Source organism: Actinotalea sp. JY-7876 (assembly GCF_014042015.1).
In the GTDB taxonomy this organism is placed as follows: domain Bacteria; phylum Actinomycetota; class Actinomycetes; order Actinomycetales; family Cellulomonadaceae; genus Actinotalea.
Window position 1 is genome coordinate 949,338 of record NZ_CP059493.1, and the last position, 25,209, is coordinate 974,546.

General features: G+C 74.7%; 24 protein-coding genes. 17 read left to right on the forward strand and 7 right to left on the reverse strand.

Annotation, left to right across the window (positions count from 1 at the left end; all coding sequences use genetic code 11):
- The first annotated feature begins 196 nt into the window (after positions 1–196).
- Entirely contained in the window at positions 197–1,504 is a 1,308-nt protein-coding gene (locus tag H2O74_RS04520; protein WP_182113324.1) for a citrate synthase, read from the forward strand.
- 24 nt (positions 1,505–1,528) lie between these two features.
- Here H2O74_RS04520 and H2O74_RS04525 read toward each other — a convergent pair whose 3' ends face one another.
- Both H2O74_RS04525 and dapD read right to left on the reverse strand, forming a co-directional pair.
- On the reverse strand, positions 1,529–2,518 hold the full coding sequence (locus H2O74_RS04525; RefSeq protein ID WP_182113325.1) for a hypothetical protein: 990 nt from the start codon (positions 2,516–2,518) through the stop codon (positions 1,529–1,531).
- A complete protein-coding gene (gene dapD, locus H2O74_RS04530) occupies positions 2,518–3,465 on the reverse strand; it encodes a 2,3,4,5-tetrahydropyridine-2,6-dicarboxylate N-succinyltransferase (RefSeq protein ID WP_182113326.1) in 948 nt (315 codons plus the stop codon). The genes H2O74_RS04525 and dapD overlap by 1 nt, the downstream gene beginning before the upstream one ends.
- A gap of 63 nt (positions 3,466–3,528) precedes the next feature.
- Here dapD and dapE point away from each other — a divergent pair, with 63 nt between their 5' ends.
- From dapE to H2O74_RS04560, 6 genes are all read left to right on the forward strand, one after another.
- Positions 3,529–4,629, forward strand: a complete 1,101-nt coding sequence (gene dapE / locus H2O74_RS04535) for a succinyl-diaminopimelate desuccinylase (RefSeq protein ID WP_182113327.1) — start codon at positions 3,529–3,531, stop codon at positions 4,627–4,629.
- Between the two features lie 10 nt (positions 4,630–4,639).
- Positions 4,640–5,482, forward strand: coding sequence for a TIGR00730 family Rossman fold protein (locus tag H2O74_RS04540; RefSeq protein WP_182113328.1), 843 nt, complete (start codon positions 4,640–4,642; stop codon positions 5,480–5,482).
- Positions 5,479–6,426 carry a dihydropteroate synthase gene (folP, locus tag H2O74_RS04545; RefSeq protein WP_255491777.1) on the forward strand — a complete coding sequence of 316 codons (948 nt, stop codon included), beginning with the start codon at positions 5,479–5,481 and terminating at the stop codon, positions 6,424–6,426. Before H2O74_RS04540 ends, folP begins: the two co-directional genes overlap by 4 nt.
- A gap of 80 nt (positions 6,427–6,506) precedes the next feature.
- Positions 6,507–7,760, forward strand: coding sequence for a hypothetical protein (locus tag H2O74_RS04550; RefSeq protein WP_182113329.1), 1,254 nt, complete (start codon positions 6,507–6,509; stop codon positions 7,758–7,760).
- Between the two features lie 275 nt (positions 7,761–8,035).
- Complete coding sequence (locus H2O74_RS04555; protein WP_182113330.1) at positions 8,036–8,203, forward strand: DUF3117 domain-containing protein; 168 nt, start codon at positions 8,036–8,038, stop codon at positions 8,201–8,203.
- 5 nt (positions 8,204–8,208) lie between these two features.
- Positions 8,209–9,831 carry a leucyl aminopeptidase family protein gene (locus H2O74_RS04560; protein ID WP_309232747.1) on the forward strand — a complete coding sequence of 541 codons (1,623 nt, stop codon included), beginning with the start codon at positions 8,209–8,211 and terminating at the stop codon, positions 9,829–9,831.
- A 6-nt stretch (positions 9,832–9,837) separates the two neighbouring features.
- Here the strand turns inward: H2O74_RS04560 and H2O74_RS04565 are convergent, their stop codons facing one another.
- Positions 9,838–10,470, reverse strand: a complete 633-nt coding sequence (locus H2O74_RS04565) for an O-methyltransferase (protein ID WP_182114049.1) — start codon at positions 10,468–10,470, stop codon at positions 9,838–9,840.
- A gap of 271 nt (positions 10,471–10,741) precedes the next feature.
- Here H2O74_RS04565 and sigE point away from each other — a divergent pair, with 271 nt between their 5' ends.
- The 7 genes from sigE (at position 10,742) to H2O74_RS04600 (ending at position 17,442) form a co-directional block, all read left to right on the forward strand.
- Complete coding sequence (sigE, locus tag H2O74_RS04570) at positions 10,742–11,359, forward strand: RNA polymerase sigma factor SigE (RefSeq protein WP_182114050.1); 618 nt, start codon at positions 10,742–10,744, stop codon at positions 11,357–11,359.
- Positions 11,356–12,384 carry an anti-sigma factor gene (locus H2O74_RS04575; RefSeq protein WP_182113331.1) on the forward strand — a complete coding sequence of 343 codons (1,029 nt, stop codon included), beginning with the start codon at positions 11,356–11,358 and terminating at the stop codon, positions 12,382–12,384. The genes sigE and H2O74_RS04575 overlap by 4 nt, the downstream gene beginning before the upstream one ends.
- On the forward strand, positions 12,381–13,958 hold the full coding sequence (locus H2O74_RS04580) for a S1C family serine protease (protein ID WP_255491778.1): 1,578 nt from the start codon (positions 12,381–12,383) through the stop codon (positions 13,956–13,958). The genes H2O74_RS04575 and H2O74_RS04580 overlap by 4 nt, the downstream gene beginning before the upstream one ends.
- Before the next feature lie 45 nt (positions 13,959–14,003).
- Positions 14,004–14,465: a twin-arginine translocase TatA/TatE family subunit gene (locus H2O74_RS04585; protein WP_182113333.1), complete on the forward strand. Its 462-nt coding sequence runs from the start codon at positions 14,004–14,006 to the stop codon at positions 14,463–14,465.
- 76 nt (positions 14,466–14,541) lie between these two features.
- Positions 14,542–15,579: a tryptophan--tRNA ligase gene (gene trpS / locus H2O74_RS04590; RefSeq protein ID WP_182113334.1), complete on the forward strand. Its 1,038-nt coding sequence runs from the start codon at positions 14,542–14,544 to the stop codon at positions 15,577–15,579.
- Complete coding sequence (locus H2O74_RS04595) at positions 15,576–16,121, forward strand: 2'-5' RNA ligase family protein (protein ID WP_182113335.1); 546 nt, start codon at positions 15,576–15,578, stop codon at positions 16,119–16,121. Before trpS ends, H2O74_RS04595 begins: the two co-directional genes overlap by 4 nt.
- Positions 16,122–16,491: 370 nt before the next feature.
- The gene (locus tag H2O74_RS04600) at positions 16,492–17,442 is read left to right on the forward strand and encodes an endonuclease domain-containing protein (protein ID WP_182113336.1); all 951 of its coding nucleotides are present in this window, start codon (positions 16,492–16,494) and stop codon (positions 17,440–17,442) included.
- Positions 17,443–17,727: 285 nt separating this feature from the next.
- Here the strand turns inward: H2O74_RS04600 and H2O74_RS04605 are convergent, their stop codons facing one another.
- Genes H2O74_RS04605 through sdhC form a run of 4 tightly spaced genes read right to left on the reverse strand, consistent with a single transcriptional unit; the run spans position 17,728 to position 21,148 of the window.
- Positions 17,728–18,495: a succinate dehydrogenase iron-sulfur subunit gene (locus H2O74_RS04605; protein WP_182113337.1), complete on the reverse strand. Its 768-nt coding sequence runs from the start codon at positions 18,493–18,495 to the stop codon at positions 17,728–17,730.
- A complete protein-coding gene (gene sdhA / locus H2O74_RS04610) occupies positions 18,495–20,276 on the reverse strand; it encodes a succinate dehydrogenase flavoprotein subunit (protein WP_182113338.1) in 1,782 nt (593 codons plus the stop codon). The genes H2O74_RS04605 and sdhA overlap by 1 nt, the downstream gene beginning before the upstream one ends.
- A gap of 27 nt (positions 20,277–20,303) precedes the next feature.
- The gene (locus tag H2O74_RS04615) at positions 20,304–20,768 is read right to left on the reverse strand and encodes a succinate dehydrogenase hydrophobic membrane anchor subunit (protein ID WP_182113339.1); all 465 of its coding nucleotides are present in this window, start codon (positions 20,766–20,768) and stop codon (positions 20,304–20,306) included.
- The gene (gene sdhC / locus H2O74_RS04620) at positions 20,768–21,148 is read right to left on the reverse strand and encodes a succinate dehydrogenase, cytochrome b556 subunit (RefSeq protein ID WP_182113340.1); all 381 of its coding nucleotides are present in this window, start codon (positions 21,146–21,148) and stop codon (positions 20,768–20,770) included. Before sdhC ends, H2O74_RS04615 begins: the two co-directional genes overlap by 1 nt.
- A gap of 214 nt (positions 21,149–21,362) precedes the next feature.
- On the opposite strand from sdhC, the gene H2O74_RS04625 reads away from it, so the two are divergent.
- The 3 genes from H2O74_RS04625 to H2O74_RS04635 all read left to right on the forward strand — a co-directional run bounded on the left by H2O74_RS04625 (position 21,363) and on the right by H2O74_RS04635 (position 25,102).
- Positions 21,363–22,493 (forward strand): mannose-1-phosphate guanylyltransferase, encoded by a 1,131-nt coding sequence (locus tag H2O74_RS04625; protein WP_182113341.1) that lies wholly within the window; start codon positions 21,363–21,365, stop codon positions 22,491–22,493.
- A 36-nt stretch (positions 22,494–22,529) separates the two neighbouring features.
- On the forward strand, positions 22,530–23,762 hold the full coding sequence (locus H2O74_RS04630; protein ID WP_223148118.1) for an amidohydrolase: 1,233 nt from the start codon (positions 22,530–22,532) through the stop codon (positions 23,760–23,762).
- Between the two features lie 221 nt (positions 23,763–23,983).
- Positions 23,984–25,102: a BMP family protein gene (locus tag H2O74_RS04635; protein ID WP_182113343.1), complete on the forward strand. Its 1,119-nt coding sequence runs from the start codon at positions 23,984–23,986 to the stop codon at positions 25,100–25,102.
- Positions 25,103–25,209: the final 107 nt, after the last annotated feature.

Sequence of the window (25,209 nt, forward strand, 5' to 3'; positions counted from 1 at the left end):
GAGCCCGCGCGAGGCCCGTCGCACCGGCCCGGTGTGACAGGCATCACGCCGCTCTCGGGACGTTCGGCCCCTTCTCGATGAGGTGGCCGGCGCACGTCGCAGGTACCGTCATCCTGGCCGACGAGGGCCATCACGCACGTCAGGACTGCTACGCCGAGGTACACCCCAGCGTGCGGTCCCCTCGAGGAGGAACCCCATGACCGAGACTGCGACGAGCCGGACCAGCCCCGTCGAGCTCAAGATCGGCGAGAAGAACGTCGAGCTCCCCGTGGTCGACGCCGCGATCGGCAACGACGGGATCGTCGTGTCGTCGCTGCTCAAGCAGACCGGTCTGGTGACCGTCGACCCCGGCTTCATGAACACCGCGTCGTGCGAGTCGGAGATCACCTACATCGACGGCGACGAGGGCGTCCTGCTCTACCGCGGGTACCCGATCGAGCAGCTCGCCGAGCAGTCGTCCTTCCTCGAGGTGGCCTACCTCCTGACGCACGGCGAGCTCCCGTCCGCGGACCAGCTCTCCGGCTTCGTGGAGCGCATCGAGCGCCACACGCACCTGCACGACAACTTCAAGGCGCTCATCGGTGCCTTCCCGACGAACGCGCACCCCATGGCCGTCCTGTCGAGCGCCGTGTCCGCCCTGCCGGGCTACTACCCGGAGAGCGTCGACCCGTTCGACCCGGCCACCGTCGAGCTCGCGACGGTGCTGCTCCTCGCGAAGACCCCGACGATCGCCGCCTACGCCCACCGGCGCGCGCTCGGCCAGGAGATGATCGGCCCGGACCGCGGTCGCGGCTACGTCGCGGACTTCCTGCGGATGGCGTTCCAGCCCAACGGCACGCCGTACGACGTCGACCCGGCCATGGTCAAGGCGCTCGACGTGCTGCTCCTGCTCCACGCCGACCACGAGCAGAACTGCTCGACGTCGACGGTGCGCATCGTCGGCTCGAGCCACGCCAACCTCTACGCCTCCGTCTCGGCCGGCATCAACGCCCTCTCGGGCCCGCTGCACGGCGGCGCCAACGAGGCGGTCCTGCGGATGCTCACCGAGATCCAGCAGGGCGGCGGCGACGCCAGCGACTTCATGCGCCGCGTGAAGAACAAGGAGGACGGCGTCCGCCTGATGGGCTTCGGCCACCGGGTCTACAAGAACTACGACCCCCGCGCCGCCATCGTGAAGAAGGCCGCGGACGACGTCCTGCAGGCGCTCGGCGCCCGCGACGACCTCCTCGACATCGCCATGGGCCTGGAGGAGATCGCGCTCAACGACGAGTACTTCATCGAGCGCAAGCTCTACCCGAACGTCGACTTCTACACGGGCCTGCTCTACAAGGCGATGGGCTTCCCGACGCAGATGTTCACGCCGCTCTTCGCGGTCGGCCGGATGCCGGGCTGGATCGCGCAGTGGCGCGAGATGATGACGGACCCGCAGACGAAGATCGGCCGCCCGCGGCAGATCTACACGGGCCCGACCACGCGCGACTACGCGCCGGTCGAGTCCCGCTGACGCCCCGCCGAGCCCGCTGAGGGCTCAGCCCGCGAGGGTGATCCGGACGACGCCTGTCGGCACCGGGTCACCCTCCGCGGCGTCCCAGGCGCCGCCGTCGCGGTCCCACGCCGTGGCGCCGTGCTGGACCAGCACGACGTCGTGCGGGGCGGCCACCGAGACGGCCCAGTGGGCCACGATCCAGGCCATGCGCTCGGCGTCCTCGTCGGACCCGAGCACGCCGGCGTCGACGTCCAGCGTTGCCCCGCCCTCGTCCGCGGCGCCGTGCGTCAGCGGCAGGCCCCCGAGGTCGCGCTCGACCCTGGCGGCCATCGCCGCGGGGTCACCCGCAGCCTCGGGCGGCGGCAGGGTGCACGTGAGGGCGCCCGGCGCGTAGCCGTACATCGCCGAGGCCCACGCGCGCGCGGACGCCTCGTGCTGCGCGTACGCGTCGGGGAAGCCCGACCGCTGGACGGCCTGCGCGGCCTCCGTGACGGCCATCTCCTCGTAGCCGGCGACCTTCACGAGGCCGTCGTAGAACGCGTTCGTGGCGTAGACGGGGTCCATCACCTGCTCGGGGGTGCCCCAGCCCTGCGAGGGCCGCTGCTGGAAGATGCCGAGCGAGTCGCGGTCCCCGTAGTCGATGTTGCGGAGCCGGGACTCCTGCATGCCGGTCGCGATGGCGATCGTCGTGGCGCGCGCCGGCAGGCCACGCCGCACGCTCGTGGCCGCGAGCAGCGCCGCGGTGTCCGCCTGGTCGGTCTCGAGGTACCAGTCGGTGCCCTCGAGCGTCGCGGCGCAGCGCACCACGAGCGGCTCGGTGTCCAGGTGTCCCAGGTAGGCGGCGACCCCGAGGCCGGCCCCGGTGGCCACGGCGGCGAAGGCCGCCGTCCCGGCGACCGCGCGCACGACCCGGCCGCGGCGGCGGGGCGCTCGTCCGCGCGCAGCCGCGGCCGGCGCGGGCGTCGTGACGCGCGGGGGCGACGCGGTCCGCGGCGCGGCGGCGACGGGGCGCTGCGGGGGGCGCGACGGCATCAGTTGGCGTGCAGGTCCGGGTTGAGGGCGATGCCCGTACCCGTCCGGGCGAGAGCCTCGACCGCGCCGGTGACCGAGTTGCGGCGGAACAGCACGCCGTCGCGGCCGGCCAGCTCGCGCGCGGCGACGACGGTGGCCGAGCCGTCGCCGACCAGGGTGACCTTGGTGCCCGCGGTCAGGTACAGCCCTGCCTCGACGACGCAGTCGTCGCCCAGGGGGATCCCGAGCCCGGAGTTGGCGCCGAGGAGCGAGCGGCGGCCGATCGAGATCGTCTCGCGCCCGCCGCCCGAGAGCGTCCCCATGATGGACGCGCCCCCGCCGACGTCGCTGCCGTCTCCCACCACGACGCCCTGCGAGATGCGGCCCTCGACCATGCACACGCCCAGGGTCCCGGCGTTGAAGTTGACGAAGCCCTCGTGCATGACTGTCGTCCCCTCGGCGAGGTGGGCCCCCAGACGCACGCGGTCGGCGTCGGCGATCCGCACCCCGCTCGGCAGCACGTAGTCGACCATGCGCGGGAACTTGTCGACGCCGTGGACGGTCGGCGCGACGCCGTGGGCGGCACGCAGGCGCAGGCGCGTGTCCTCGAACCCGTCGACCGCGCAGGGACCGCGGTCGGTCCACACGACGTTCGGGAGGACCCCGAAGAGCCCGTCGAGGTTCTGCGCGTTGGGCCGCACGAGGCGGTGGGAGAGCAGGTGCAGGCGCAGGTAGCCGTCCACCGTGTCCGTCGGGGGCTCGTCGAGGTCGACGTGGGCCGTCACGAGCTGCGTGCGCACGCGCCGCGCGGCGTCGGTGCCCTCGAGCGCGCGCAGGGCGGAGCGCTCGGCGTCGTCGGACCCGTCGGAGGGCGGCGTGCCCAGCACGGGGCGGGGGTACCAGACGTCCAGGACGGTGCCCTCGGGTGTGACGGTGGCCAGCCCGTGGGCCCAGGCGGTGCGGGTCATGCAGCCAGCGTAGATCGCGGACGTGCGCCGTCCTGCTCCGCGAGACGGTCGTAGGGTCGGGCCATGAGCACCGGTACCCCCGTCCTGGACCTCCGCGGCGACGTCGTGCACCTCGCCCGGGCGCTGTGCGACATCCCCTCGGTCAGCGGCTCCGAGGCGTCGCTCGCCGACGCCGTCGAGGCCGCCCTGCGGACGGTGCCGCACCTGGAGGTGCTGCGCGACGGCGACGCGGTGGTGGCACGCACGAACGCCGGGCACGCCGAGCGGGTGGTGATCGCCGGGCACCTCGACACCGTCCCGGTCGCCGGGAACCTGCCGAGCGAGCTGCGGCCGACCCCGGACGGCGGCACGGAGCTGTGGGGGCGTGGGTCGGTCGACATGAAGGGTGGCGTGGCGGTCCAGCTCGCGGTCGCCGCTGCCGTCTCCCGCCCGACGCGGGACGTCACCTGGGTGTTCTACGACAACGAGGAGGTCGACGCGGACCGCAACGGGCTCGGCCGGCTCGTGCGCGAGCACCCGCAGTGGGTGCGGGGGGACTTCGCCGTCCTGTGCGAGCCCACGGCGGCCGCGATCGAGGGCGGCTGCAACGGGACGTTGCGGGCGCAGGTCCGGGTGACGGGACGGGCCGCCCACTCGGGTCGCGCGTGGCTGGGCGTCAACGCGATCCACGGCGCGGCGCCCGTCCTCGCGCGCCTGGCCGAGTACGAGCCCCGCGCCGTCGACGTCGACGGCCTCGTCTACCGCGAGGGCCTGAACGCGGTGGCGATCTCGGGGGGCATCGCGGGCAACGTCATCCCGGACGAGTGCGTGGTGACGGTCAACTACCGCTTCGCGCCGGAGCGGAGCCTCGAGGCGGCGCAGGCGCACGTGCGCTCGGTCTTCGACGGGTTCGAGGTGACGTTCACCGACGGCGCGCCCGGGGCGCGCCCGGGGCTCGACCACCCCGCCGCTGCCGCGTTCGCGGCGGCCGTCGCGGGCCTGTCGGGCCGGCCGCCGGCGGCCAAGGAGGGCTGGACGGACGTCGCACGCTTCTCCGAGCTCGGTGTCCCCGCCGTGAACTTCGGCCCCGGTGACCCGACGCTCGCCCACGCCGACGACGAGCGGTGCCCGACGGACCAGATCCAGGCGTGCGCCGACGGGCTCCGGGCCTGGCTGACCTCCTAGAGTCGGGGGCATGACGCACGCGAACGGTGAGGCAGACGACAACCTGACGGGCGGTTACCGCAAGGGCCCGGTGCTCCTGCGCCGCGGGATGGTGCCCCAGACCACGAGTGACCAGAACCTGCTCGCGCACGGCACCGACGCGGACTGGGTGCACTCCGACCCGTGGCGCGTGATGCGCATCCAGAGCGAGTTCGTGGAGGGCTTCGGGGCCCTGGCCGAGGTCGGTCCGGCCGTGAGCGTGTTCGGCTCGGCCCGGACGAAGCCCGGCGCACCCGACTACGAGCTCGGCGTGCAGATCGGTCGCGGCCTCGTCGAGGCCGGGTACGCCGTCATCACCGGTGGCGGCCCGGGGATCATGGAGGCGGCCAACAAGGGCGCGTCCGAGGCGGGCGGGCTCTCCGTCGGCCTCGGGATCGAGCTGCCCTTCGAGCAGGGCATGAACCGCTGGGTCGACCTGGGCGTCAACTTCCGCTACTTCTTCGCGCGCAAGACGATGTTCGTCAAGTACGCGCAGGGCTTCGTCGTCCTCCCGGGCGGCTTCGGGACCTTCGACGAGCTCTTCGAGTCCCTGACGCTCGTGCAGACCCACAAGGTCACGGAGTTCCCGATCGTGCTCGTGGGCACCTCCTACTGGCAGGGCCTCATCGACTGGCTGCGAGGTCCGGTCCTCGAGCGCGGCACGATCAGCGCGAAGGACCTCGACCTCATCCAGCTCGTCGACGACCCGGGCGAGGCCGTGCGGCTCGTGTGCGAGCACAGCGCGCGCCTGCGCGCCGAGGAGGAGGCCGTGCGCGCGAACGCCGCCGCCGAGCAGGAGGCGATGCGCGCCGGCTCGGGCGCCTCGCCCGCGTGAGCCACGTCCCGCCGCCGGGCGTGCCGCTGCGCCTGCGAGGGCGGGTCCTGGCGCCGGGTCGCCCGGCCGTCATGGCCGTCGTGAACCGGACGCCGGACTCCTTCTACGCGGCGGCACGCGCGGCCGACGACGACGCCGCGCTCGCGGCCGTCGCACGCGCCGTCGCGGACGGCGCCGACCTCGTGGACATCGGCGGGGTGCGTGCGGGCCGGGGCGCCGAGGTCGACGTCGCCGAGGAGATCCGGCGCGTGGTGCCCCTGGTCGCGGCGGTGCGGCGCGCGTTCCCCGACCTGCCGATCAGCGTCGACACCTGGCGCGGGGAGGTCGCGACGGCCGCGGCGCAGGCCGGGGCGGACCTCGTCAACGACACCTGGGCGGGGTACGACCCGACGTTGGTCGATGTCGCGGCGCGTCACGGCATGGGCCTGGTGTGCTCGCACACGGGCGGCCTGCCGCCGCGCACCGACCCGCTGCGGCCCGAGTACCCGCTCGCGCCGCCCTCGGACGCGACCGGCGCCGGTGCCGGCGTCGGGACCGACCCCCGCGACGGCGTCGTCCAGGACGTCCTGGCGACGCTCGGCGCGGCGGCGGCGCGTGCGGTCGCCGCCGGCGTCGACCCCGCGTCGGTGCTCGTCGACCCGACGCACGACTTCGGCAAGACGACGTGGCACTCGCTGCACCTGACGCGCTGGACGGGTGCCCTCGTGGGCCTCGGGTTCCCCGTGCTCATGGCCCTGAGCCGCAAGGACTTCGTGGGGGAGTCCCTCGACCTGCCCGTCGAGGAGCGTCTCGAGGGCACGCTGGCCGCCACGGCGGTGGCCGCGTGGCTCGGTGCGACCGTCTTCCGGGCGCACGACGTGCGCGCGACCCGGCGCGTCGCCGAGATGGTCGCGGTCGTGCGCGGCGACCTGCCGCCGGCCCGAGCGGTGCGCGGGCTCGCGTGACCGGGGCTCGCGCGGCGGGGGCGCAGGACGTCCCGGAGCGTGCGAGGTGGTCGCCGGCGAGCTGGCCCTGGTGGGCGCAGGTGCTCGCTGTCCACGCCGCCGCGCGCGCCGTCACCGCCGTGCTGCTCCTGGTCGTCGCGGAGCGCCAGGCAGAGAACCTCTGGACGCCCGCGTCGCCGTCGTACCCGCAGTACACGGGCCTGATGTGGGACGCGAGCTGGTACCGGACCATCGCCGAGCAGGGCTACCCCGCCGAGCTGCCGCTCGGGGAGGACGGCCGCGTGCAGCAGAACGCGTGGGCCTTCTTCCCGCTCTACCCGGCGCTCGTCCGGCTCGTCACCGTCCTCACCGGGCAGCCGTGGCAGGTCGCGGCCCCGACGCTGTCGCTGGTGCTCGGCGCCGCGGCGATGCTCGCCGTGCACCGGGCGGTCTCGCTCGGGCTGGCCTCGCCGGCGCTCCCGGTGCCGGGCCGGGTGGTGCCGGGCGGAGCGGCGGGGTCCGGCGGCGGCGCCCGCCTGCCCGAGGGGGTCCGGCGCCACGTGCCGCTGGTGACCGTGGCGGTGCTCACCACCGGGGCGGCCGCGCCGGTGCTCCAGGTGGCCTACACCGAGTCGCTCGCGCTGCTGCTGCTCGCGTGCGCGCTGTGGTGCGTCATGCGGCGGCGCTACCTGCTCGCCGTCCCCGTCGTGCTCGCCCTCGGGCTGACGCGTGCCGTCGCGCTGCCCCTGACGGTCGCGGTGCTGGCGCACGGGTGGGCGCGGTGGCGCGAGCAGCGCGGCGCCGGCCCCGGCGGCGCCGGCCCCGGCGGGGCCTGGGCGCCGGGGGAGCCGCTGCGGCTCGGCGTGCTGGCGGCGGCGGCAGGGCTGTCGGGGGTCCTGTGGCCCGCCGTCGTCGCGCTCGCGACCGGGCGGGCGGACGCGTACCCGGCGACGCAGGCGGCGTGGCGCGGGACCGGCGACGTCGTGCCCCTCGTCCCGTGGGTGCAGGTGGGGCAGTGGCTCCTGGGCCCCTGGGCCGTGCCGGCCCTCGTCGTGGTGGCGCTCGGGCTGGTCGCCCTGCTCCTCAGCCCGCCGCTCGCCCGGCTGGGGGCGGCCCTGCACGGCTGGACGGCGGGCTACCTCGCCTACCTCGTCCTCGTGCTCGAGCCCGGGACGAGCCTCGTCCGGTTCGGCCTCCTCGCCTTTCCCGTCGCCGGGGTCGTCGCGCAGCTGTGCCTGCGTGCCCGGTGGCCGCGCTCCGCCGTGGCGGTCGTCGTCCTGCTCGGGCTGCTCGCCCAGCTCCTGTGGCTCGACGAGCTCTGGCGGCTGGTACCGCCGTCCGGGTGGCCGCCGTGACGGCCTGGGCCGCGTCCGGGCGCGGGCGCGGCCCGATGACCGGTACAGGTCCCGTTGAGGTGACGCCCGGTGCGCCGCGTGAACTAGACTGATCTCGGACATCCGTCCCCCAGCGACGCACGGGCCATCGCCTGCACGCACAGCTCGGACCTGCGGCCCCGCCGCTGCGTCCGCGCCGGGTGCGCACGGCGCGGGCGCGCGCGGGCGCATCGGTGAGAGCCCCGGGCTCCCACCGACACGGGTGGCGGGACGCGACCGACGAGAAGGGGCCACCGATGGCTGCGATGAAGCCGAGGACGGGCGATGGACCGCTCGAGGTCACGAAGGAGGGGCGCGGCATCGTCATGCGCGTGCCGCTCGAGGGCGGCGGCCGCCTGGTCGTCGAGCTCAACGCGACCGAGGCCCGCGAGCTCGGCGAGGCGCTCAGCTCCGTCGTGAGCTGAGGCCCGTGCCCGCACCAGCACGGCGTCCTGGCGGGCGCCGCGACGACGCGACGGCGCGGCGCCGGACCGACCCGCCCGTCGTCGCACCGCTGCCCGACGTCGTGGTCGCGCGCGGCACCGTGGCGACGACGACGCTGCTCCTCGAGGACGACGTCGACGCGCTCGTGCTGCCGGTGGGCCCGGCGGGCGAGTCCGAGGATGGCGTCCAGCCGCGCGTCGGCGTGGCCGACGCGACCGTCCGGTACGGGGTCGACCTGGCCGACCTCGCCGAGCGCGCCGAGCTGACGGGCGCAGCGGGCGAGGCCCACACGGTGCACCTGCCCCGCGCGTCCGGCGCCGGGACGTTCCCGTGGTCCGACCTGCCCCACCGCATCGTGCTCGTCGGCACCGGATCCGGCTCCACCCGCGACCTGCGGCGGGCGGGCGCGGCCGTCGCCCGCAGCACCCGCGGGCTGCGCCGGGTCGTGGCGACGCTCGGCGCCGACGGCAGCGCCGAGGACGTGCGCGCCGTCGTCGAGGGCTACCTGCTCGGTGCCTACCGCCACCCGAGCCGCGCGACGAGCGAGCCCGCGCGTCCCGCGGCCGAGGCGCTCGTGCTGCTGGGCCGCCAGCCGGAGCCCGCTGTGGCGGCGGCGCGCGTGTCCGCCGAGGCGACCTGGATCGCGCGCACGCTCACCGTGACGCCGTCGGACACCAAGAACCCGGCGTGGCTCGCGACGCAGGTCCAGCGGCTCGCCACGGCGCCCGGTCTGTCGGTCGAGGTGCTCGACGAGGCGCAGCTCGCGGCCCGGGGCTTCGGCGGGATCGTCGCCGTCGGCAGCGGGTCGGCGAGCCCGCCGCGCCTGGTCACCGTGCGGTACGACCCGGACGGTGCCGGCACGGGTCCCGGGTCGGGCACCCACGTCGTCGTCGTCGGCAAGGGCATCACGTACGACACGGGCGGCATCTCGATCAAGCCGCGCGAGGCGATGGTCGCGATGAAGACGGACATGGCGGGTGCCGCCGTCGCGCTCGCGACGGTGCTCGGCGCCGCGCGGGCCGGGGTGCGTCACCGTGTCACGGCCCTCCTGCCGCTCGCGGAGAACGCGGTCGGCGCCTCGTCCTACCGGCCCGGGGACGTCGTCACGGTGCACGGCGGCACGACGGTCGAGGTGACCAACACCGACGCCGAGGGGCGCATGGTGCTCGCCGACGCCCTCAGCCACGCCGACGCCGCGCTCGACCCGGACGTCGTGGTGGACGTGGCGACGCTCACGGGCGCCGCCACCCTCGGCCTGGGCCGCCAGCACGGCGCGCTGTACACGGCGGACGACGACCTCGCGCGCGCGCTGGAGACGGCCGGCCGGGAGTCCGGGGAGCTGCTGTGGCGGATGCCGCTCGTGGAGGACTACCGCACGGCCCTGGACTCGTCGGTGGCCGACATCCGGCACGTCCCGTCCGACCCGAGGGTGGGGGGCGGCTCCATCACGGCCGCGCTCTTCCTGCAGCGGTTCGCCGGCGGACGGCGCTGGGCGCACCTGGACATCGCCGGGCCCGCCCGCTCGACGGCGGCCGCCCACGAGGTGCCCGAAGGCGCCACGGGCTTCGGCGCCCGGCTCCTGCTGCGCTGGCTCGACGACCTGCGCTGACGGGGCTCAGCGCTTGGCGGCGAGGAGCAGGCCGTCGCCCGTCGGGAGCATCGCCGGGACCAGTCGCTCGTCCTCGCGGATCGCGCGGGACACCTCCCGCAGGGCGGTGGTGACCTCGTCACGCCGGGCGGGATCGGGGACGCGGTCGTTGCCGAGCGCGTGCGCGATCGCCAGCACGCCGCCGGGGCGCAGGAGCCGCAGGGCCTGGGTGACGTGGTCGGCCAGGTCGAGCGGGTCGGCGTCGGCGAGCACGACGTCGTAGGCGCCGTCGGTCAGGCGGGGCAGCACCTCGGCGGCGCGTCCCGTGATGGTGCGGGCCCGGGTGGAGCGGACGCCCGCCTCGGCGAACGCCGCCTTCGCGGCCCGCTGGTGCTCGGCCTCGCTGTCGATGGTCGTCAGGACGCCGTCGGGCGCCATGCCGCGCAGGAGCCACAGGCCGGAGACCCCGGCGCCCGTACCGATCTCGACCACGGCGGTGGCGCGCGTCGCGGCGGCCACGAGCTGCAGCGCAGCCCCCGTCCCGGGGGACACGGCGCCGCAGCCGAGCTGCGCCGCCCGGTCCGTCGCGCGCAGCAGGGTCTCGTCGAGCGACCGGAAGTCCTCGCCGTGGGCCCAGCTGGCCGACTTGTCCGTGGCGATGGTGTCCTCCTGCGGTGCGTGCGGTCCGGCGCCGGTCGGCGAACATCGGACCCGTCGATGCTAGTGCGCGGCGGCCACCGGCACGTGACGAACCGCCGCGACGCGCGGCGTCCGGAGCCGGGAACACCGGGGACCGGCCGCTCGTTCCACGGAAGAGCGGGACGAGTGCGAGACTCGACCCGAGGCGGGGCGCGACGCGCCGGCGCCCACCACGACAGGAAGGCACGACCCGGTGCGACCGGTACTCCGCGGACGCCGCGGCAGCGGCGCCATCGGCGCGAGCGCTGTCGACACCGTCGACACCGCACCGGCACCGGCCGCCGGGGCCGAGGCGCCCTACCAGCCGCCCAGCTGGGAGCAGATCGTCGCCGAGCACTCCGGACGCGTCTACCGGCTCGCGTACCGCCTCACCGGCAACCAGCACGACGCCGAGGACCTCACGCAGGAGACGTTCGTCCGGGTCTTCCGCTCGCTGCACTCGTACTCGCCCGGCACCTTCGAGGGCTGGCTGCACCGCATCACCACGAACCTGTTCCTCGACCAGGTCCGCCGCAAGAAGCGGATCCGGATGGAGCCGCTGGGCGAGGAGACGAGCCACCTCGCCGGCAGGCTCGCGAGCCCAGCGGGGCCGGGGACGCCGGAGCGCGGCTACGAGCACGCGAACCTCGACCACGACGTCCAGCGCGCGCTCGACGCGCTGGCGCCCGACTTCCGCGCCGCCGTCGTGCTCTGCGACATCGAGGGCCTGTCGTACGAGGAGATCGCCGCGACCCTGGGCATCAAGCTGGGCACCGTGCGCTCGCGGATCCACCGCGCCCGTGCGCAGCTGCGCACGTCGCTGGCTCACCGTGCGCCGGACGCACCCTTCGCCGCGGAGGACCGGGGATGAGCCACCTCGGGTCGCGGTTGAGCGCGTACGTCGACGGGCAGCTGTCGCCCGACGACGTGGAGGAGGTGCTCACGCACGTCGCCGCGTGCCCGGAGTGCCACGACGAGCTCGCCGCGGCCCGCGCCGCCCGGCACCGGCTCGCGACGGCAGCGCACGTCCCCGTCGACCCCGCCCTGACCGCCCGGCTGCTGGCGCTCGGTGCCGCCGGCTGCGGCCAGCGCGCCCCCGACCGCGTGCGGGTCGACGTCGGGTCCTCCGTGCCGATGCCCGGGAGCCGTCCCGCGCGCATCCCCGCGGACTGCCTCCGGGGCGAGGTCGTGCGCGCGAAGAGCTCCACGCGCGTGCTCGTCGGCGCGGTCGGGGTCGGCATCGCGGCGGTCGCGCTCGTCGCCCTCGGCGTCCAGCCGCTCGTGGCACCGCCCGCCCACCCGGCGCACGCGCTGACCCTGCTCGGCCGCGCGTCGGCGTCGGCCCCTGCGCCGGACCTCGCGTCCGGGGGCGGGGAGTCGCCGGCCGTCGGCGGGTCGGACGGCGGGTCCGCGGCCGGGGCGGCGGCCGTCGTGTCCTGGTCCGGCGCCACGGACGACGCGACGGTGCCGACGGGTGCCGACGCCGTCCTGGCGTGGATGCAGGACGAGGGATGGACGGTCCCGAGCCAGTTCCCGGACGGGTACGACGTGTGCGCCGTGCGCGTCGGGGTGGACGGCACCGACGCCCTCGAGGTGGACCTCGCCGGCCCGGAGGGCACGATCGTCCTCACCGAGCAGCACGGCCGCCTCGACCGTGCGGCCGTGGCCGGCACGCCGCTCGTCGCCGTGGGTGACCGGGAGGTGCACCTCCTGTCGGACGCGCCGTGGCACGTCGTGTGGCAGTCGGGCGGCACGGTGGTCAGCGTGGTGGCGCAGGACCACTCCCCGGCGGTCGACCAGCTCGTGACCGCGTACCCCGACCGCGCCTACGACGACCGGGTGGCGGCGAGACTCGCGCGCGGCTGGGACGTGGTCGCGGGAACATGGGCACCGTGAGCACACCCGAGCCCGACCGCGGGCAGCCCGTGCCCGGCAGCGCCGACGAGCCGACCGGCGCCGCGGGGTCGACGCCGCCGGGCGACGCGGCCCCGGTGAACCCGTTCGCGCCGCCGTCGACCCACCGGACGCCGCAGGAGCACGCCGCGCCGAGCGCGGTCCCCGGCGGCGCTGCCGGAGCGGTGCCGCCCGCCGCGTCCGCGGCGCAGCGTTCGCCCTTCGCCCCGCCGCTGCCGGGCGAGACGTCGTCGGCGCCGGCCGGTCCCGCGCCGACGTCAGGGCCAGCGCCGACGCCCGCGGCCTCGCCGACGCCCGGGCCAGCGCCGACCCCCGCGGCGTCGCCCGACCGCGCGCCGGCTCCCGAGCAGCCGGCTGCCACGGGGCTCGCACAGCTCTTCGGGGACCAGGGGCCCGCGCCCGAGGGCGAGGACGCCCCGGCGGCGACGGACAGCTGGGGTCGACCCGTCGCTGCGCGGCGCGAGCGCCGCGGTCTCGCGGTCGTGTGGGTGGTGCCGCTGCTCGTGCTCTCGCTCCTCGCGGGCGCCGCCGGCGGCGTCGTCGCGGACCGCTGGTCGGAGAGCCGGCGCCCGAGCGACGCCGCGCTGCCCGAGCCCGTCGGCAGCGGCGTCTCCGGCGAGCTCGAGGGCGTCGCCGCGGTCGCCGCGGCCGTGCTGCCGAGCGTGGTGTCCATCGAGGTCCGTGGCCAGGGCGGCCAGGGCACCGGGTCGGGCTTCGTGCTCCGCGACGACGGCTACATCCTGACGAACAACCACGTCGTGGCGGCGGCCGCGGACGGCGGAGAGGTCGTCGTCGTGCTGGCCGACGGCGCTCAGGAGCCGGCCGAGATCGTCGGGCGGACCGCCGCGTACGACCTGGCCGTGCTCAAGATCGACCGGACGGACCTCACGCCCCTCGTGCTCGGTGACTCGGACGCGGTCGTCGTCGGCGACCCCGTCGTGGCGATCGGCGCCCCGCTCGGGCTCCAGGGGACGGTCACCACGGGCATCGTCAGCGCCCTCAACCGGCCCGTCTCGGCGGGTGGTGGGGCCGAGGAGACGGCCTTCATCAACGCCATCCAGACCGACGCTGCGATCAACCCCGGCAACTCCGGCGGACCCCTGGTGGACGCGGCCGGCGAGGTCATCGGCATCAACTCCGCCATCGCGCAGCGACCCGGGGCCGGCGGCGCCTCGGGCAGCATCGGCCTCGGCTTCGCGATCACCTCCAACCAGGCCCGGCACACGGCGGCGGAGCTCATCGAGACCGGTTCGGCGACGTACCCGGTCATCGGTGTCCTGCTCGACTCGCGCTACGAGGGCGAGGGCGTCCAGGTCTCGGCCGAGGCGCAGAACGGCACGCCCGCCGTGACGCCGGACGGCCCGGCGGACCGCGCGGGCATCGAGCCCGGCGACGTCATCGTCGCGATCGACGGTCGCCCGGTCACGGAGGACGACGAGCTCATCGTCGCCATCCGGGCCAAGGCTCCGGGGGACGCGATCACCCTGACCGTCCGCAGCGGGGACGACGAGCGCGACGTGCGTGTGGTGCTCGACCAGACCACGGGCGCGCAGTAGGTGCGGCCTCGGCGTCGCGCCGGGACCCGCGGCTAGTCTGACCGCGTGCTCGGCGTCAACGGGGGCGAGTTCCTCGTCCTCATCGTGGTGGCCCTCCTGGTGGTGGGCCCCGAACGCCTGCCCGCGTACGCGGAGCAGCTGGCCTCCTGGGTCCGGACCCTGCGCCGGTTCGCGACCACGGCGCGCGAGCGCGTCGCGGAGGAGCTCGGCGAGGAGGCGGCCGACGTCGACTGGGCGTCCCTGGACCCCCGTCGCTACGACCCCCGCCGCATCGTGCGCGACGCGCTGCTCGAGGACGTCGCGCCGCCGCCCGCGGCCAGGACGGCGTCGGCGGCCGGTCGTGGGGGAGTCGGTGGCGGGGGAGCGGGAGTCGCCGCGGGTGGCGGCGTCGTTGCCGCGCGTGCCGGTGCGCCCGGGGGCGGGGGGCCGGTGACCGGCGCCGGACCGGCCGGCGCGGCTGCGCCGGCCGAGGCGGGCCAGGCACCGTTCGACGACGAGGCGACCTGAGGCGTCGTCGTCGCGCCCGGTCCGCGGGACCGGGACCCGTCGTCGGCACGCTGCCGGACCTGCCAGAATGCACGGCATGCCGAGCACAACCACTGCGGCGTCGAGGCCGCGCATCCTCTCGGGGATGCAGCCGACGTCGGACTCCCTGCACCTGGGCAACTACCTCGGGGCGCTGACGAGCTGGGTGGCCCTGCAGGACGAGCACGACGCGCTCTACACCGTCGTGGACCTGCACGCGCTGACCGTCTCGCCCGACCCGGCGCAGCTGCGCGAGCGGTCGCGACGCACGGCCGCGCAGTACCTGGCCGCGGGCGTGGACCCGGCCCGCTCGGTGCTCTTCGTGCAGAGCCACGTCCCGGAGCACACCGAGCTCGCGTGGATCCTGTCGTGCCACACGGGGTTCGGCGAGGCGTCGCGGATGACGCAGTTCAAGGACAAGGCCGCGAAGCAGGGCGCCGAGGGCACGACGGTCGGGCTGTTCACCTACCCGGTGCTCATGGCCGCCGACATCCTGCTCTACGACGCGGCGCTCGTCCCCGTCGGAGAGGACCAGCGCCAGCACCTCGAGATCACGCGCGACCTCGCCCAGCGCATGAACGCCCGGTACGGCCCCATGTTCGTGGTGCCGACGGCGCACATCGTGCGTGAGACGGCGAAGATCTACGACCTGCAGGAGCCGACGGCGAAGATGAGCAAGTCGGCGGCGTCGCCGAACGGCCTCATCGACCTCCTGGACGACCCGAAGGTCATCGCGAAGCGGATCCGCTCGGCCGTCACCGACACCGAGCGCGAGATCCGGTTCGACGCCGAGGCGAAGCCGGGGATCGCCAACCTGCTGACGATCTACTCGGCGCTGACCGGTCGTCCGGTCGAGGCGATCGTGGCCGACTACGAGGGCAAGGGCTACGGCGACCTCAAGGTCGACCTCGCCGACGTCGTCGTGGCCTTCGTCACGCCCTTCCAGGAGCGCGTGCGCGCGTACCTCGACGACCCGGCCGCGCTCGACGACGTGCTCGCCGAGGGGGCGGAGCGGGCCGGTGCGATCGCGCGCGGCACGATGGCGCGGGTGCGCGACGCCATCGGGCTGCTGCCGGCGCGGGGACCGCGGGCGTGAGGCTGCCGGAGCGGTCCGGGGACCAGGTGCGGATCGGTGTCGCCCTCCAGGTCCCCGAGCCGTACGGGCGCGAGCTGCAGCGGGCGCGTGCCTCGTTCGGGGACCCGCTCGCGCAGGACATCCCGCCGCACGTGACCCTGCTCGGGCCGACCGTCGTGGAGCCGTCCCGCCTGGAGGTCGTCGGGGACCACCTGACGGCCGTGGGCAAGGAGCACGGGCCGTTCACCGTCCTGCTGCGCGGCACCGGGACGTTCCGGCCGGTCTCCGACGTCGTGTTCATCCAGGTCGTCAAGGGCATCGCCGAGTGCGAGCAGCTCGAGCGCGCGGTCCGGTCCGGTCCGCTCGAGCAGGAGCTGCGGTTCAACTACCACCCCCACGTGACGGTGGCGCACGACGTCCCCGACGAGGCGCTCGACCGGGCGTTCGACGAGCTCGCGGGATTCGAGGCGGAGTTCGAGGTGGACAGCCTCCAGGTCTTCGAGCACGGCGACGACGGCGTCTGGCGCGCGGTCCGCGACTTCCCCCTCACCGCGACCCCCTGACCCGCGGCGCGCCACCAGGCCGCGCGCGGAGCCTCGTCCCGCGGAGCGGAGCGTCGTGCCGTTGCGCGGAGCGTCGTGCCCGCTGCGGAGCGCCGTGCCCGCTGCGGCGCCCGGTGCCGGAGCGTCGTGCCGTTGTGCGGAGTGTCGTGCCCGCTGCGGTGCGCCGTGCCCGTGTGCGGAGCGTCGTGCCGCCACCGTGGAGCGTCGTGCCGCGACATGCCGGCGTGTCCCGGCACCACGCTCCGCGCTCGGAGAGGGCGGCACGGTGTGGGGCTACCGGGTGGATCGCACGGGCTGTGGAGGACGGCGTCGTCCACAGGCGCTCGAGGCCCTCCCGCGGCGCGTAGGCCCGGTGCCCGACCCTGTCGGCATGACCCCTGCCGTGTCCCTCGCCGTCGAACGGTCGAGCCGTGCCCGACGCGCTCGCGGCCCCGTGCTCGTCCCGCTCCGACGGGGCGTCTGGGCGCCGGCCGGCACGGACCCGACGGACGCGGACCTACGGATCGCGGCGGTCGCGGCGCAGCTGCCGGCCCACGCCGTCGTCGGCGGGTGGGCGGCAGCACGGCTGCACGAGGTGACGGCGGGCGGGCGGGACCCGGTCTTCGACGGCGGGCCGCGGTGGGAGGAGAGGCCGATCGGCCGCGGGCGGTGCGCGCGCGTGCTCGTCTGCGCCGCGCGTGACAGCAGGCTCACCCACCGGCCGGACGTGCGCGTGTTCCGGAGCCCTGTCCCCGACGGCCAGCGCGAGCGCGTCCTCGGGATGACCGTGGCGTCCGCGGTACGGTCGGCGTTCGACATGGCGCGACTGCTTCCCGTGACGTCGGGGGTCATCGCCGTCGACCGGATGCTGGCGCTGCGGCTGATGACGATCGACGACCTCGCCCTGCTCGTCGCCGCCCCGGGCAGGTGGCAGGGAAGGCCGGCCGCGCGCCGCGTGCTCACGCTGTGCGACGCCGGCGCCGAGTCACCGCAGGAGTCGGTGCTCAGACTGCTCTGGGTGGGCGCCGGGCTGCCACGTCCGCGTGCCAACGTCGAGGTCCTGGACCGGGACGGCCGCTTCGTGGCCCGCGTCGACCTCCTCGACCCGGATGCCGGCGTCGTGGCGGAGTACGACGGCGGCTACCACTCGGGCAGCGATCGCCGCAGCCGGGACGCCGCCCGGCAGGAGACGCTCGAGCGGCTGGGACTCGTCGTCGTGCGTGCCACGTCGGTCGACCTGGAGGACGGGGGTGCGCGCGCCTGGCAGATGCGACTGCGGGCGGCCTACGGCCGTGCGGCACGCCGACCGGGTGACGAGCGCCGCTGGGTCATCGGCCCCTGAGGTCGCCGCAGGCGCCGGGGACCGCCCCGCGCCGGCCAGCGTGGAGCCTCGTGCCGCGACGCGCCGGCGTGTCGGCGCACGCCGCTCCACGGTCGGGGCACGACGCTCCGCACGGGGCACGACGCTCCGCACGGGGCACGACGCTCCGCACGGGGCACGACGCTCCGCACGGGGCGCGACGCTCCGTACACGGGACAGCGCTCCGCGCTCGGGACGACGGCCCGGAGCGGCGGGTGCGCGGGTGTGCGGGGTGAGCCGGGTGGGACGGGTGAGGTGGGGCCTCGGTCAGAACGCGCGGGTGATCATCGCGCGCTTGACCTCCTGGATGGCCTTGGTGACCTCGATGCCGCGGGGGCACGCCTCGGTGCAGTTGAAGATCGTGCGGCAGCGCCACACGCCTTCCTTGTCGTTGAGGATCTCGAGGCGCTGGGCGCCGCCCTCGTCGCGGCTGTCGAAGATGAAGCGGTGCGCGTTGACGATGGCCGCGGGGCCGAAGTACTGGCCGTCGTTCCAGAACACCGGGCACGACGACGTGCACGCGGCGCACAGGATGCACTTGGTCGTGTCGTCGAAGCGCTCGCGCTGCTCGGGGGACTGGAGGCGCTCGGCCGAGGGCTGGTTCCCGCTCGTGATGAGGAACGGCATGATCTCGCGGTAGGAGGCGAAGAACGGCTCCATGTCGACGACGAGGTCCTTCTGGACCGGCAGGCCCTTGATGGGCTCGACGACGATCGGCTTGCGGATGTCGAGGTCCTTGAGCAGGGCCTTGCACGCCAGCCGGTTGCGTCCGTTGATCCGCATCGCGTCGGAGCCGCAGATGCCGTGCGCGCACGAGCGGCGGAAGGTCAGCGACCCGTCGACCTCCCACTTGATCTTGTGCATCGCGTCGAGCACGCGGTCCGTGCCGTGGGCCGTGACCGTGAAGTTCTCCCAGTACGCGCCGACCTCGGGCGCGTCCGGGTTGAAGCGGCGGATGCGGAGGGTGACCTCGAAGGTGGGGACGGCGCCGGCCTCAGGGGCGGGCGCGGCCTCGCGGGTGTCCAGGGCGGTCATCAGTACTTGCGCTCCATCGGCTGGTAGCGGGTCATGGTCACGGGCTTGGTGTCCAGCCGGATGTGCGTCTCGCCCGGTACCCCGGTCGCCTTCGCGTAGGCCATGGTGTGCTTCATGTAGTTCTCGTCGTCGCGCGTCGGGAAGTCCTCCCGGAAGTGTCCCCCGCGGGACTCCTGTCGCGCGAGCGCACCGACGACGACGACCTCGGCCAGGTCGAGCAGGAAGCCCAGCTCGACCGCCTCGAGGAGGTCCGTGTTGAACCGCCGGCCCTTGTCCTGGACGCCGACGTTCAGGTAGCGCTTCTTCAGGGCCCGCACGTCGGCGAGCGCCTGGGTGAGGGACTCCTCGGTGCGGAAGACCTGGGCGTTCGCGTCCATGGTCTCCTGCAGCGCGCGGCGCAGGTCGGACACGCGCTCGTCGGCCGCGGCGCCGCGCATGCGCTCGAGCTCCGTGACGACGGCGGCCGTCGGGTCCTCCGGCAGCTCGACCCACGGCGCGGTCGCCGCGTAGGCGGCGGCCGCGATGCCGGCGCGCTTGCCGAAGACGTTGATGTCCAGCAGCGAGTTCGTGCCGAGGCGGTTGGAGCCGTGGACCGAGACGCACGCGACCTCGCCGGCGGCGAAGAGCCCGTGGATGCGGTCGGTGTTGTTGCGCAGCACCTCGGCGTCGATGGTCGTCGGCACGCCGCCCATGGCGTAGTGCGCGGTCGGGTACACCGGGACGGGCTCGGTGTAGGGCTCGATGCCCAGGTAGGTGCGCGCGAACTCGGTGATGTCCGGCAGCTTGGCGTCGATGTGCGCGGGCTCGAGGTGCGTGAGGTCGAGCAGCACGTAGTCCTTGTTCGGGCCGCAGCCGCGGCCCTCACGGACCTCGTTCGCCATCGAGCGCGCGACGATGTCGCGCGGCGCGAGGTCCTTGATGGTCGGGGCGTACCGCTCCATGAAGCGCTCGCCCTCGCTGTTGCGCAGGATGCCGCCCTCGCCGCGCGCGGCCTCCGAGAGCAGGATGCCCAGGCCCGCGAGGCCTGTCGGGTGGAACTGGAAGAACTCCATGTCCTCGAGCGGGATGCCGCGCCGCAGCGCGAGCGCCATGCCGTCACCCGTGAGGGTGTGGGCGTTCGACGTCGTCTTGAAGATCTTGCCCGCGCCGCCGGTCGCGAAGACGACGGACTTGGCGCGGAAGACGTGGATCTCGCCCGTCGCGAGCTCGTAGGCGACCACGCCGCTCACGGCGACCGGCTCGCCGTCGGGCACGTCGCCCGTCGCGAGGTCGTGCGTGAGGAGCACGTCGAGCACGTAGAACTCGTTGAAGAACTCGACGTCCTGCTTGACGCACTGCTGGTAGAGCGTCTGCAGGATCATGTGCCCCGTGCGGTCCGCGGCGTAGCAGGACCGGCGCACGGCGGCCTCGCCGTGGTTGCGGGTGTGGCCACCGAACCGGCGCTGGTCGATCTTGCCCTCGGGCGTCCGGTTGAACGGCAGGCCCATGCGCTCCAGGTCGAGGACCGCGTCGATGGCCTCCTTGGCCATCACCTCGGCCGCGTCCTGGTCGACGAGGTAGTCACCGCCCTTGACGGTGTCGAAGGTGTGCCACTCCCAGTTGTCGTCCTCGACGTTCGCGAGGGCGGCGCACATGCCGCCCTGCGCCGCGCCCGTGTGCGAGCGCGTCGGGTACAGCTTGGTGAGCACCGCGGTGCGGGCGCGGGTCGAGGACTCGAGCGCCGCCCGCATCCCCGCGCCGCCGGCACCGACGATGACGACGTCGTACTGGTGGGTCTGCATCAGGGTGTTCGGTCCTTGTCTCGTGCTTCAGGCGGTGCAGAAGGAGGGCAGGAGGTCCGCCGGGGCGCCGGCGGGGCACGGCTCGAACGTGTAGATCACGAGGGTGCCGAGCACGACGACGACGACGAACGACAGGTACAGCGCGCTCTTGAGCACGATGCGCGTGCCGGTCCGCTCCGCGTAGTCGTTGATGATCGTCCGCACGCCGTTGGTGCCGTGGATCATCGCGAGCCAGAGCATCAGCAGGTCCCAGACCTGCCACAGCGGGGAGGCCCACTTGCCGGCCACGAAGCCGAAGTCGATGGCGTTGATGCCGTCACCGTCGATGAGGTTCATGAACAGGTGACCGAAGATCAGGACGAGCAGGAGCGCGCCCGATCCCCGCATGAACATCCAGCCGTAGAGCTCGTAGTTCGTGCGGCTCGTGCGGCGCCCGGAGCGCGGGCTGCGCGGCGCGGCGACGGCCGGCGCGTGCGTGGCGAGATCGGGCATCAGTGCCCCCCGAAGACGTTCATGAGGTGCCGCGGCAGGAAGCCCGCCATGGTCACGACGAAGAGGCCGATGACGATCCAGAGCATGACCCGCTGGTAGCGCGGTCCCTGCGACCAGAAGTCGATCAGCATGACGCGGATGCCGTTGAAGGCGTGGAAGACGATGGCGGCGACGAGGCCGGCCTCGCCGAGGCCCATCACGGGGTTCTTGTACGTGCCGATGACCGCGTTGTACGCCTCGGGGGAGACCCGGACCAGCGAGGTGTCGAGCACGTGCACGAGGAGGAAGAAGAAGATGAGGAAGCCGGTCACGCGGTGCGCGACCCAGGACCACATCCCCTCGCGGCCGCGGTAGAGCGTGCCAGCCGGTGCTTCGGGCACTGGAGATTCCTCCCGGGCGGGTAGAGAGACGTCGTCGTCCGGCCCGGGCCGCGCACGGCGCGCCCCAGGACCCGGAGTCACTGTAGGGCCGACTCTAGCTTCGGCCCGAGCACACGAGCGCCCGCTGTCGAGGGACACGGGTCCCGCTCGGGACGGTTTGTGACCAACGACACAGATCGGCCGGGCTCCCGGCGACCTGGCAGGATCGCCTCCCATGACGGACGAGTCCACGACCGCGGCCCTCATCCCGGGATTCCGGGCGATCGTGCCCGCGGGTGGCGCCGGCACGCGGCTCTGGCCCCTCTCGCGCGCGGGGGCGCCGAAGTTCCTGCACGACCTGACCGGGACGGGGCGGACCCTCCTGCAGGGGACGGTCGACCGGCTGCTCCCGCTCACCGGGCCCGACGGCGTGGTGGTGGTCACCGGGCGGGCGCACGAGGACGCCGTCCGCGCGCAGGTGCCCGAGCTGGGCGCCGGGGCGGTGCTCGCGGAGCCGTCGCCGCGCGACTCCATGGCCGCCATCGGCCTCGCCGCCGCGGTCCTCGCCCGCCGCGAGGGCGACGTCGTCGTGGGCTCGTTCGCGGCGGACCACGTCATCGACGCGGGCCCCGGCTTCACCACGGCGGTCCGGGAGGCCGTCGCGGCGGCCCGCGCGGGGTACGTGGTCACGGTCGGCATCCCGGCGAGCAGCCCGTCGACCGCCTTCGGCTACGTGCACCAGGGCGAGCCCCTCGGGCTCGCCGACGCGCCGGGCGCACGCCACGTGGTCGACTTCACCGAGAAGCCGGACGCCGAGACCGCCGCGGCGTACCTGGCGACGGGGGAGTACCGCTGGAACGCCGGCATGTTCGTGGTGCGGGCGGAGGTGCTCCTCGGCCACCTCGAGCGGCAGCACCCCCAGCTCCACGCCGGGCTGCTCGAGATCGCGGCGGCGTGGGACACGCCCGACCGCGACGACGTCCTGGCGCGCGTGTGGCCGGGCCTGCTGCGGATCGCGATCGACCACGCCATCGCCGAGCCGGTCGCGGCCGAGGGCGGCGTCGCGGTCGTCGACGGCGCCTTCAGCTGGGACGACGTCGGCGACTTCGCGTCGCTCGGCGACCTGCTGCCGGCGGACGAGCACGGCACCCGCGTCCTCGGGCCGGCCGACGACGCGCTGGCGCTCGACGCGACCGGCGCCCTCGTGGTGCCTGGGACCGGACGCCTGGTGGCCGTCCTCGGGCTCGACGACGTCGTGGTGGTCGACACGCCCGACGCGCTCCTGGTCACGACCCGCGCGCGGGCGCAGGGGCTCAAGGCGGTGGTGGACACGGTCCGCGAGCGGGGCCGCACGGACCTGCTCTGAGGCGGTGCGGGCGCGACGAACTAGGCTCGGCGCGTGCTGGACTCCGCCCCCACCGTCCCGGTCGACCACCTGAACGGGCTGGTCGACGCCCTCGTCGACGAGCTCGTCGAGATCCGCCGCGACCTGCACGCTCACCCGGAGGTCGCCCGCACCGAGCGGCGCACCTCGGACCTCGTCGCGGACCGCCTGCGCCGCGCCGGGCTGAGCCCGCGCATGCTGCCGGGCACGGGCGTGGTGTGCGACCTCGGGCCGAGCCCCGTGGCGACCGGCCGCCGACGCATCGCGCTGCGCGCCGACCTCGACGCGCTGCCCGTGCCGGACGTCTGCCGCCACCCGTGGCGCTCGACCGTCCCCGGCCTCTCGCACGCGTGCGGGCACGACGTGCACGTCGCCGCCGTCCTGGGGGCCGGGCTCGTGCTCGCCCGGCTCGCCGAGGAGGGCCGCCTCGCGACGGGCGTGCGGCTCGTCTTCCAGCCCGCGGAGGAGGTCCAGCCCGGCGGCGCCCTGGACATCATCGAGGCCGGGGCGATGGACGGCGTGTCCCAGGTCTTCGCGGTGCACTGCGACCCGAAGCTCGACGTCGGCCGTGTGGGCACGCGCATCGGCCCGATCACCTCGGCGTCGGACCCCGTCACGGTGACGTTGACGGGCGCCGGCGGCCACACGTCGCGCCCCCACCTGACGGCCGACGTCGTCTTCGCGCTCGGCCAGGTCATCACGCAGGTCCCCGCGGTGCTGGGCCGGCGCCTGGACCCGCGCTCGGGCGTGAACCTCACCTGGGGGCAGGTCCACGCGGGCAGCGCGAGCAACGCGATCCCCGCGAGCGGCACGGTCCGGGGCACCCTGCGCTGCCTCGAGGGGCGTGCGTGGGAGGAGGCGTCCGCGGTGCTGCGGGAGGCCGTCGAGCAGGTCGTCGCGCCCTACGGCGTCGACGTCGACGTGCAGCACCTGCGCGGCGTGCCGCCCGTCGACAACGACGCCGCCTCGACGCGCCTGCTCGACGCGGCCGCCCGCGAGGTGCTCGGCAGGCACTCGGTCGAGCTCACCGAGCAGTCGCTCGGCGGCGAGGACTTCGCGTGGCTCCTCACGCGCGCACCGGGTGCCATGGCGCGCCTGGGCACGCGGGTGCCGGGCGGGCGCACCTTCGACCTGCACCAGGGCGACCTCGACGTCGACGAGCGCGCGATCGGCGTCGGCGCCCGGCTGCTGGCGCGGGTCGCGGTGCTGGCCGGCAACGACGCGGCGGCCGCGCCGGCGTCGCCCGCCTGAGTCCGGCCGCGCGCGGCGGAGGCCCCGCCAACATTCCGGTTGCGTAACGACCCCTCGTTCGTACCAGCCGGTAACAATCGCGCCCTCGGCGGGAGTTATGGTTTCGCCGTACACCAGTCGGTCAGGTGCCACTGGTGCGGAGCACGCCCGAGGAACGCCGCACATCCCCCGCAGCACCCGTCGAGCGCGCCCGGTCGGCTGACACAAACAGGAGTGACGACGTGAAGAGACTGACGCGAGCAGCGGTGCTGACGGCCGCCGCAGCACTGACCCTGAGTGCCTGTGGCGCGGCCCCCGAGGAGGAGACCGAGTCGACCGCCGGTACCGAGGAGACGGCCGAGGCGACCGTCGACTTCACCGCGTGCATGGTCTCGGACGAGGGCGGCTTCGACGACGCGTCCTTCAACGAGTCCGGCTTCCTGGGCCTCGAGCGTGCCAAGGAGGAGCTCGGCATCGAGACCCGCACGGCCGAGTCGTCCGACCCCGGCCAGTACACGGCCAACGTCGACTCGATGGTCCAGGAGGGCTGCGACCTCATCATCGGCGTCGGCTTCGCGCTCGAGGACCCGATCCAGGCCGCGGCCGAGGCGAACCCGGACATCCAGTTCGCGCTCGTCGACAGCGCGTTCAGCGCCGACGACTTCAGCCCCGTCACGCTCGACAACGCCAAGCCCCTCCTGTTCAACACGCAGGAGGCCGCGTACCTCGCCGGCTACCTCGCGGCGGGCACGAGCGAGACCGGCACCGTCGCGACGTACGGCGGCCTGCCCTTCCCGTCCGTCACGATCTTCATGGACGGCTTCGTGGACGGCGTCGAGAAGTTCAACGAGGACAACGGCGCGTCCGTCGCCGTCCTCGGGTGGGACAAGGAGGCCCAGAACGGCTCCATGATCGGCGACTTCAGCAACACCGAGGGCGGCCGCACCACCACCGAGCAGTTCATCGCCTCGGGCGCGGACGTCATCCTCCCGGTCGCCGGCCCCGTCGGCGCGGGCTCGCTCAACGCCGCCTCGCAGGCCGACGGCGTCTCGGTCATCTGGGTCGACTCGGACGGCTACGAGCAGGAGTCCAACGCGGACACCAAGAACCTCATCCTGACCTCGGTCATCAAGCAGATCGGCACCGCCGTGTTCGACACGATCGCCTCGGCGGTCGACGGCGAGTTCTCGAACGAGCCGTACGTGGGCACGCTGGAGAACGGTGGCGTGGACCTCGCGCCGCTGCACGACTTCGAGAGCACGGTCGACCCGGCGCTCGTCGAGCAGGTCGACGCCCTGCGCGAGCAGATCATCAACGGCGAGATCGTCGTCGAGTCGCCCTCGGCGACGCCCGTCGAGTGAGCTAGATCTCACTCGAGAGCATGACGCAGGTGGTGGCCCGGGGCGCACGCCCCGGGCCACCGGCCTGTGTAGCACGAAGCCTCCGCGTCCCCGTCGGGACGAGGTCC